Source organism: Vreelandella sedimenti (genome assembly GCF_013416325.1).
Lineage (GTDB): Bacteria > Pseudomonadota > Gammaproteobacteria > Pseudomonadales > Halomonadaceae > Vreelandella > Vreelandella sedimenti.
Genome location: NZ_JACCGK010000040.1, coordinates 1 through 6,910 on the forward strand (window position 1 = coordinate 1; position 6,910 = coordinate 6,910).

General features: G+C 55.6%; 7 protein-coding genes. 6 read left to right on the plus strand and 1 reads right to left on the minus strand.

From position 1 onward, the window contains the following. Positions 1-37: 37 nt before the first annotated feature. On the minus strand, positions 38-679 hold the full coding sequence (nudE, locus tag HZU72_RS23365; RefSeq protein WP_180096336.1) for an ADP compounds hydrolase NudE: 642 nt from the start codon (positions 677-679) through the stop codon (positions 38-40). Positions 680-756: 77 nt separating this feature from the next. Here nudE and yrfG point away from each other — a divergent pair, with 77 nt between their 5' ends. The 6 genes from yrfG (at position 757) to HZU72_RS23395 (ending at position 6,830) form a co-directional block, all read left to right on the plus strand. Next, complete coding sequence (yrfG, locus tag HZU72_RS23370) at positions 757-1,449, plus strand: GMP/IMP nucleotidase (RefSeq protein WP_180096338.1); 693 nt, start codon at positions 757-759, stop codon at positions 1,447-1,449. Next, positions 1,446-1,835: an RNA-binding S4 domain-containing protein gene (locus HZU72_RS23375; RefSeq protein ID WP_041157918.1), complete on the plus strand. Its 390-nt coding sequence runs from the start codon at positions 1,446-1,448 to the stop codon at positions 1,833-1,835. Before yrfG ends, HZU72_RS23375 begins: the two co-directional genes overlap by 4 nt. Before the next feature lie 238 nt (positions 1,836-2,073). Further along, positions 2,074-2,949 (plus strand): Hsp33 family molecular chaperone HslO, encoded by an 876-nt coding sequence (gene hslO, locus HZU72_RS23380; RefSeq protein WP_180096339.1) that lies wholly within the window; start codon positions 2,074-2,076, stop codon positions 2,947-2,949. 301 nt (positions 2,950-3,250) lie between these two features. Beyond that, complete coding sequence (locus HZU72_RS23385; protein ID WP_180096341.1) at positions 3,251-4,807, plus strand: phosphoenolpyruvate carboxykinase; 1,557 nt, start codon at positions 3,251-3,253, stop codon at positions 4,805-4,807. Between the two features lie 236 nt (positions 4,808-5,043). Further along, positions 5,044-5,550: a peptide-methionine (R)-S-oxide reductase MsrB gene (msrB, locus tag HZU72_RS23390; RefSeq protein ID WP_180096343.1), complete on the plus strand. Its 507-nt coding sequence runs from the start codon at positions 5,044-5,046 to the stop codon at positions 5,548-5,550. A gap of 44 nt (positions 5,551-5,594) precedes the next feature. Further along, complete coding sequence (locus HZU72_RS23395; protein WP_180096345.1) at positions 5,595-6,830, plus strand: alpha-hydroxy acid oxidase; 1,236 nt, start codon at positions 5,595-5,597, stop codon at positions 6,828-6,830. Positions 6,831-6,910 lie beyond the last annotated feature (80 nt).

Sequence of the window (6,910 nt, forward strand, 5' to 3'; positions counted from 1 at the left end):
ACTATTCACTCCTTACCACTTACTATTCACTACCTTATCAAAGCAAATCTGTCGCACTATTGCGCTTCTCTTCCCGCAACCTATCCCGGGCGATATAGAGTGCGGCGATGGCGCGGGCTTCGTGAAAATCCTCGCGCAGTAGTAGGGCAGGTAGCTCCTCAATGGCGTGGGTTTCAACAATCAACGGCTCTGGCTCATCCCCTGGCAGGCGCTTGGGGTAAAGGTCGGTGGCGAGGAGTACCTGCATACGGTGGCGCATATAGTTGGGCGCCAGCGAAAGCTCAACCAGCGGCTCAATGCGGTGAGCGCCTACGCCACACTCCTCCATTAACTCGCGGTTAGCCGCGGTAATGATATCTTCGCCAGGATCGACCAACCCCTTTGGCAGGGTGAGTACATAATCTTCAAATCCAGCGGCGTATTCACGTATCAGCAGCACGTGGTCGGGGTCAGGCATCGCCACCATCATCACTGCGCCGCGATCAGCGCCGGTCAAGCGCTCAAATTGGCGCTCTTCTCCGTTAGAAAAACGCAAATCAAGCGACTCAATCTGGAATAAACGACTCTGGGCCACGCTCTTGCGAGCCAAAATTTGCGGCTTTTGCTGGTAGCTCGAGCGCTTAGTGCTGGCACCCTCAGAGTGATTGAAGGTGTCGCGCGTTGGGGGAAAGGTAGACATAAAAGTGGGCCTCCATGGCTGGTAAAAGGCGGTTAAGCTACAATAGCACGCTTACTCCTAACGTGACTGGAGCGGCAATGATTGATTGGCGCGAGATAGACACCGTCCTCTTGGATATGGACGGCACGCTGCTGGATTTACACTTCGACAGCCACTTTTGGCTGGAGCACTTGCCGCGGCGCTACCGCGAACTGCACCAACTGGATGAGGCCTCTCAGGAAGCGCTGCGCGCGCGCATTGTCGGCGAGCAGGGCACCTTAAACTGGTACAGTCTGGCGTACTGGAGCCGCGAGCTGGGCGTGGATATCGTCGCTCTGAAGCGTGAAGTCCAGCACTTGATAGGCCTGCGTAGCGATGCTCTGGATTTCCTCAAATGGCTCAAACAGGCCCATCCGAGGGTCGTGCTCGCCACTAACGCGGATCGTGCGAGTCTTGCTCTGAAGCTGCCGCTCACCGGTTTGGAAAGTTACCTGGACGCGATCGTCTCTTCCGAGGACGTAGGAGCCGCCAAAGAGGAGCAGGCGTTTTGGTTTGCGCTACAAGACATCGAAGCCTTTGATCCTGCGCGCACGCTGTTTATCGACGACAACGCCCGTGTGCTCGAGAGCGCTCGTGAGTTTGGCATTAAGCATTTGCTGGGCATTAAACAGCCTGACAGCCAGCGGCCTGAAAAAGAGTTGCAAGAATTTATTGCCCTCGATCGGTTTGCCCACCTGCTACCCGAACAGCTTCCTGAACAGGTGTCAGCAACCCAAGGAGTGCCTAAATGAGTGACAGCGTACGCTTGGATAAATGGCTGTGGGCCGCCCGCTTTTTTAAGACCCGCGCACTGGCCAAAAAAGCCATCGAGGGCGGGAAAGTGAATTACGACGGCGGTCGCGCTAAAACCAGCAAGCAGGTGGAAGTCGGTGCGCTTATTCGCGTGCCTCAAGGCTGGGAGATATTAGAGGTAGAGGTCTTATCGCTTTCGGATCAACGCCGCGGCGCACCAGAAGCGCGCACGCTCTATGCGGAAACCGAAGAGAGTGTGCAGCGTCGTGCCAAAGAGGCCGAAGCAAGACGCCTCACTAACGAAGCGATGCAGCATCCTCTCAAGCGCCCCGACAAAAAGCAGCGCCGCGATATCCAGCGCTTCCAGCGCCACCAGGGTGAGTAACGAGACTATCGTAGCTGAGTGACTCCCTTTAATTACTCCCCCATAACGGGATCCGAGAGCAGGTTGAAGCGAGGGTCTTTTGACAGGGATGTCAAAATTAGCGCCCATGGATGGGTTCACAGCGCCCTCGCGTAAACCTGCCCTCGGCACTGAGGAGCGCGGATTGTCAGCTGCGAGAACCCTGAGCCAAGTAGTCCTTAGCCACTAATAAACCAGTTAAACCTTAGGTTGCCAAATTATGTCCGATCAAATTCAACGCTTTATGTTCGATCACACCAATGTCCGCGGCGAGATCGTCACCCTGGCGGCCGCCTACCACGAAGTGCTGGATCGCCATGCCTACCCTCCGGCGGTGAATGAGCTGCTGGGCGAGCTATTAGCCGCCGTGGCGTTGCTTACCGATACCGTGAAGTTGGATGGCACATTGAGTATCGAAGTACGTGGACGCGGCGTTCTGTCACTGTTAATGGCCGAATCCAACCCCGGTGGCGAACTGCGTGCGATTGCGCGTATAGCCGAAGACGCCGCACTGCCCAGCGAGCACGCCAGCTTCCGCGAACTGGTGGGTGAAGGCCAGATCGTGATTACTCTGGATCCCCGCGAAGGTAATCGCTATCAAGGTATTGTGGCGTTGGATCAAGAAACCCTGGGCGGCTGTCTGGAAGCCTATTTCAGCCAATCTGAGCAGTTGCCAACCCGTCTCTGGCTAGCTGCCGATGAGAAGCGTGCGGGCGGATTACTGCTGCAGCGGCTACCAGAAGAGTCACAAAACCAGGATGTCGATGCCTGGGATCGCAGCGTACAGCTAGCCGATACGATCAAAACAGAAGAGCTGCTCGGCCTTGAGCAGCGCGAGGTGCTGCATCGCCTCTATCACGAAGAGACCGTGCGCGTTTTTGAACCCAAAACGCTGCGCTTTGGCTGCACCTGCTCCCGGGAGCGTATGAGCTACGCGTTGCACTCTCTGGGCAAAGAGGAACTGCGCGATATTTTGCACGAGCAGGGGGCTATTGATACCCAATGCCACTTTTGCCACACGAAATATCACTACACAGCAGCGGATATTGAAACTTTGTTGGACGACCCCGAAGCGCCATCGCCCACGATTCACTAAGCGTGTAGTCGAAAGCGTATACCAGGGTGTTTGCCAGCAGTGCTAGGAGCGCCAATGGATTCAATGAATTTGGTGTTTCGTGCAAACGACTGTTTGAATTTTTATTGCGCTGCAACACAAAATGTAGTGCCTTTGTAGTAGTTTAACTACAAGATATTTGATCTTCGCCCCCGTTTCCTGGGGGCTTTCTTTTTGCCATAATGCGCCGAACTTCAGCGCACCCAGCCGGTTTTACAGTGGTTGGGATGAACATCAAGGCGTCGGTGACGCCCGGTAAATCGAGAGAAGCCCAGGAATCGACATGACCACGACTCAAGCCGCTCCCCAATCCCACGTTAATCTCAGCAGCGCCGAACTAATCGAGCGCGCAGTGGCACGTGGCGAAGGCCGCCTCTCAGCCAACGGCGCCTTGGTAGTCAATACCGGCCTGCGGACCGGCCGCTCACCGAAAGACCGCTATATCGTTGACGAGCCCTCCACTAGCAGCCAAATCGATTGGGGCAACGTTAACCAGCCCTTCGACGCCGGCAAATTCAACGCTCTGTGGGATCGAGTTAATGACCACCTGGTCAGCCAAGAGCATTTTGTCTCTGAGCTGCACGTGGGCAGCGATTCCGCTCACTATCTGCCGGTACGTGTCACCACTGAAACTGCTTGGCAAAACCTGTTTGGTCGTACCATGTTTGTGCGTCCTCTGGCTTATAACCAAGCAGTTAAAGACGAGTGGACGATTCTTAACGCCGCAGGCTTTGAGTGCGACCCTACTCGCGATGGCACCAACTCTGATGGCTGCGTGATCATCAATTTCGCCGAGAAAAAAGTGCTTATCGCGGGTATGCGCTACGCCGGTGAAATGAAAAAAGCCATGTTCTCGGTGCAGAACTTCCTGCTGCCAGCCGCCGACGTACTGCCCATGCACTGCTCGGCGAACGTGGGTGAAGATGGCGAAACCTGTCTCTTCTTCGGTCTCTCTGGCACCGGTAAAACCACGCTCTCGGCGGATCAGGCGCGTTTCTTGATCGGCGATGACGAGCACGCTTGGGGGGATGGAGTCGTCTTCAATATGGAAGGTGGCTGCTACGCCAAATGTATCGATCTTTCCGAAAAGAACGAGCCGGTCATCTGGAACGCCATCAAGTTTGGCACCGTACTGGAAAACGTGGTGCTGGACGACCGTCGTGAGCCTGATTACGCCGACGATAGCCTGACTCAAAACTCCCGCGCCGCGTACCCGTTAGAGCACGTTGAGAAGCGCGTAGCGGAAAACCTGGCTGGCGAGCCGAATGCCATCGTGTTCCTGACCTGCGATATGTCCGGCGTACTGCCACCAGTGTCGATTCTTTCCAAAGAAGCCGCGGCGTATCATTTCTTGTCCGGCTACACCGCTAAAGTGGGCTCCACTGAAATGGGCTCCTCTGAAGGCCTGGCCGCCACATTCTCTACCTGCTTTGGCGCACCGTTTTTCCCGCGTCCTGCCCGTGAGTACGCTGATCTACTGATCAAGCGTGTCGAGAAAAAAGACGCCCAGGTGTATCTGGTTAATACCGGCTGGACTGGCGGCGCTTACGGCGAAGGTGGCGCACGTTTCTCCATTCCGACCACGCGTGCCATCATCAGCGCGATTCAGTCTGGCGTGCTGCGCGACATCGACACCAAGCACATCGATGGGCTCAATCTACAAGTGCCGCTTGCCGTGCCGGGCGTTGATTCCAGCCTGCTCGATCCGCGTGAAACCTGGCAAGACCGTGACGCCTACGACCGTCACCTCAAAGATCTGGCGACCAAGTTCGTCGATAACTTCAAGAAATTCGAAGGCGTCAATGAGGCCATTATCCAGGCAGGCCCCCAACTGACCTGAACATCAGTTGATGACCTGGACCTCAGTTGAGCAACGTGTCAGGCCGCTAGAAAAAGTAGCAGGAAAAGTAGCAGAAAAAAGTAGCGTGCCAGTGTAAGTAAGTCGCACCCGGTAGCGACTAACTACACAGTAATGATCGACCTCAGGATGGGACAGCGCCACGGCACTGTCCCATTTTTATGAGCTCTTTTGCTGGCCGATTATTTTCCTTGCCAACTTCTGGGGGAGTGACACCCATGAAAAGACGTCAATTTTTAGGCCTGGCCGGACTAACCGGTGCGGTAGCGGTGATACCTGGACTGTCATTTGGCTTTCCACGGCTTGACCTGGAGGCTGCATCAGGCCTGGAGACACTGGAGCTGAGTGAAGCCGAATGGCGTGAAAGACTCTCCGATGAAGCCTTTGATGTACTCCGAAAGGCAGGCACTGAGCCCGCCTTTTCAAGCCCGTTGGACAAGGAGTGGGGGGAGGGTGAATACCGCTGCGCTGGCTGCGATCTGTTACTCTTCACCAGTGAAATGAAATATGATTCCGGTACCGGTTGGCCAAGCTTTTTCGAACACGTGGAAGGGCATATGCTGACCGAACTGGACTTCAAGCTGGTTTGGCCCCGTACCGAATACCACTGTGCCCGCTGCGGTGGCCATCAGGGCCACGTCTTCGAAGATGGCCCCGAACCCACCGGCCTGCGCTGGTGCAACAATGGCGTTGCCCTGCGCTTCGTGCCTGCTGAATCGAGCTAGGCTGCCGAGCGTGGGGAGGATAGAACAATCATTAGGAGTGTTGCGTGAAAGGTTGGCTCCAACAACGATGGACTCGGAAGAAACTCGCCAGCATCCATAACTTGCATGATGTTGAGCGGCTGGCCCGAAAAGTGTTGCCCAGGCCAATTTTTGGCTATATCGACCATGTTGCCGAGGATGGGCGAACCCAGAGAGTCAACCTCACCGCTTTTGATGATTACCGCTTTTTGCCCAAGGCGTTTGTTAATGTCTCGCAGATTGACCTGCACACCGAGCTATATGGCAAACGCTACAACGTTCCGTTCGGTATCGCCCCCATGGGCATTAGTGCCCTGTCAACTTACCAGGGCGACTTAGTGCTGGCGCGGGCAGCAGCGAAGCGCAACCTGCCAATGGTTATGAGCGGTTCATCGCTGGTACCCATGGAAGAGGTGGCCAAGGTGGAAGGTGCCGACTGGTTCCAGGCGTATCTGCCGGGAACCCCAGATGGTATCGAAGCGCTACTGGCGCGTGTCCAGCGGGCCGGTTTCAAAAAACTCGTCGTCACGCTCGATTACCCGGTACCCCCTAATCCCGATAATTTCCGCCGTTCGGGATTTTCATCCCCTCTAGAGCCAACCCTTCGCCTAGCATTTGACGGTCTGATACGACCTGGTTGGCTATGCAATACCTTCCTGCGCACCTTGTGGAAGCACGGCATGCCGCATTTCGAAAACAACTATGCCGAGCGGGGCGCGCCCGTTATCTCCCGACAAGCAGCGCGGGACTTTTCGGGGCGGCGCCATTTTGACTGGGGTTATCTCGATCTAGTCCGGCGCCTGTGGCCCGATACCTTGATCGTCAAAGGGATATTAAACCCGGAAGACGCAGTACGTGCTCAGCAGGCAGGGGTTGATGGCATTATTCTTTCAAACCATGGCGCCCGCCAGTTGGATTGCACCATTTCCCCGCTCCAAGTGCTGCCCGAGATCAAGCGTCGCGTTAGTGATATTCCTATTATGATCGACAGCGGCTTTCGGCGTGGCACCGATGTGATCAAGGCGCTGGCATTGGGGGCTGATTTTGTCTTTGTGGGGCGCCCCTTCAACTACGCCGCCGCCTGCGCGGGGCAGGCCGGAGTAGAACATGTTGCCGATCTTTTACAGCGTGAAATTGAGCGCAATATGGCCCTGCTAGGGCTAACCAGCCTCTCACAGCTCGACCGCTCCTGCCTCTACCAACCAACAATCGGTGGTGAAGTACCTCAGTCGTTAGCGGCCATGCCCAAAAATATCAGTTGATGATGACACCGTGCAGATCCTTACAACCACCATGTTTAGTACATGCGCAATTTAGTAGCGCGTATATGGACTCCTCCTCG

What these genes read in the sequence shown, in the direction of transcription:
- nudE (WP_180096336.1), bottom strand. Translation starts at nt 679, where the DNA reads ATGTCTACCTTTCCCCCAACGCGCGACACCTTCAATCACTCTGAGGGT.
- yrfG (WP_180096338.1), top strand. Translation starts at nt 757, where the DNA reads ATGATTGATTGGCGCGAGATAGACACCGTCCTCTTGGATATGGACGGC.
- HZU72_RS23375 (WP_041157918.1), top strand. Translation starts at nt 1,446, where the DNA reads ATGAGTGACAGCGTACGCTTGGATAAATGGCTGTGGGCCGCCCGCTTT.
- hslO (WP_180096339.1), top strand. Translation starts at nt 2,074, where the DNA reads ATGTCCGATCAAATTCAACGCTTTATGTTCGATCACACCAATGTCCGC.
- HZU72_RS23385 (WP_180096341.1), top strand. Translation starts at nt 3,251, where the DNA reads ATGACCACGACTCAAGCCGCTCCCCAATCCCACGTTAATCTCAGCAGC.
- msrB (WP_180096343.1), top strand. Translation starts at nt 5,044, where the DNA reads ATGAAAAGACGTCAATTTTTAGGCCTGGCCGGACTAACCGGTGCGGTA.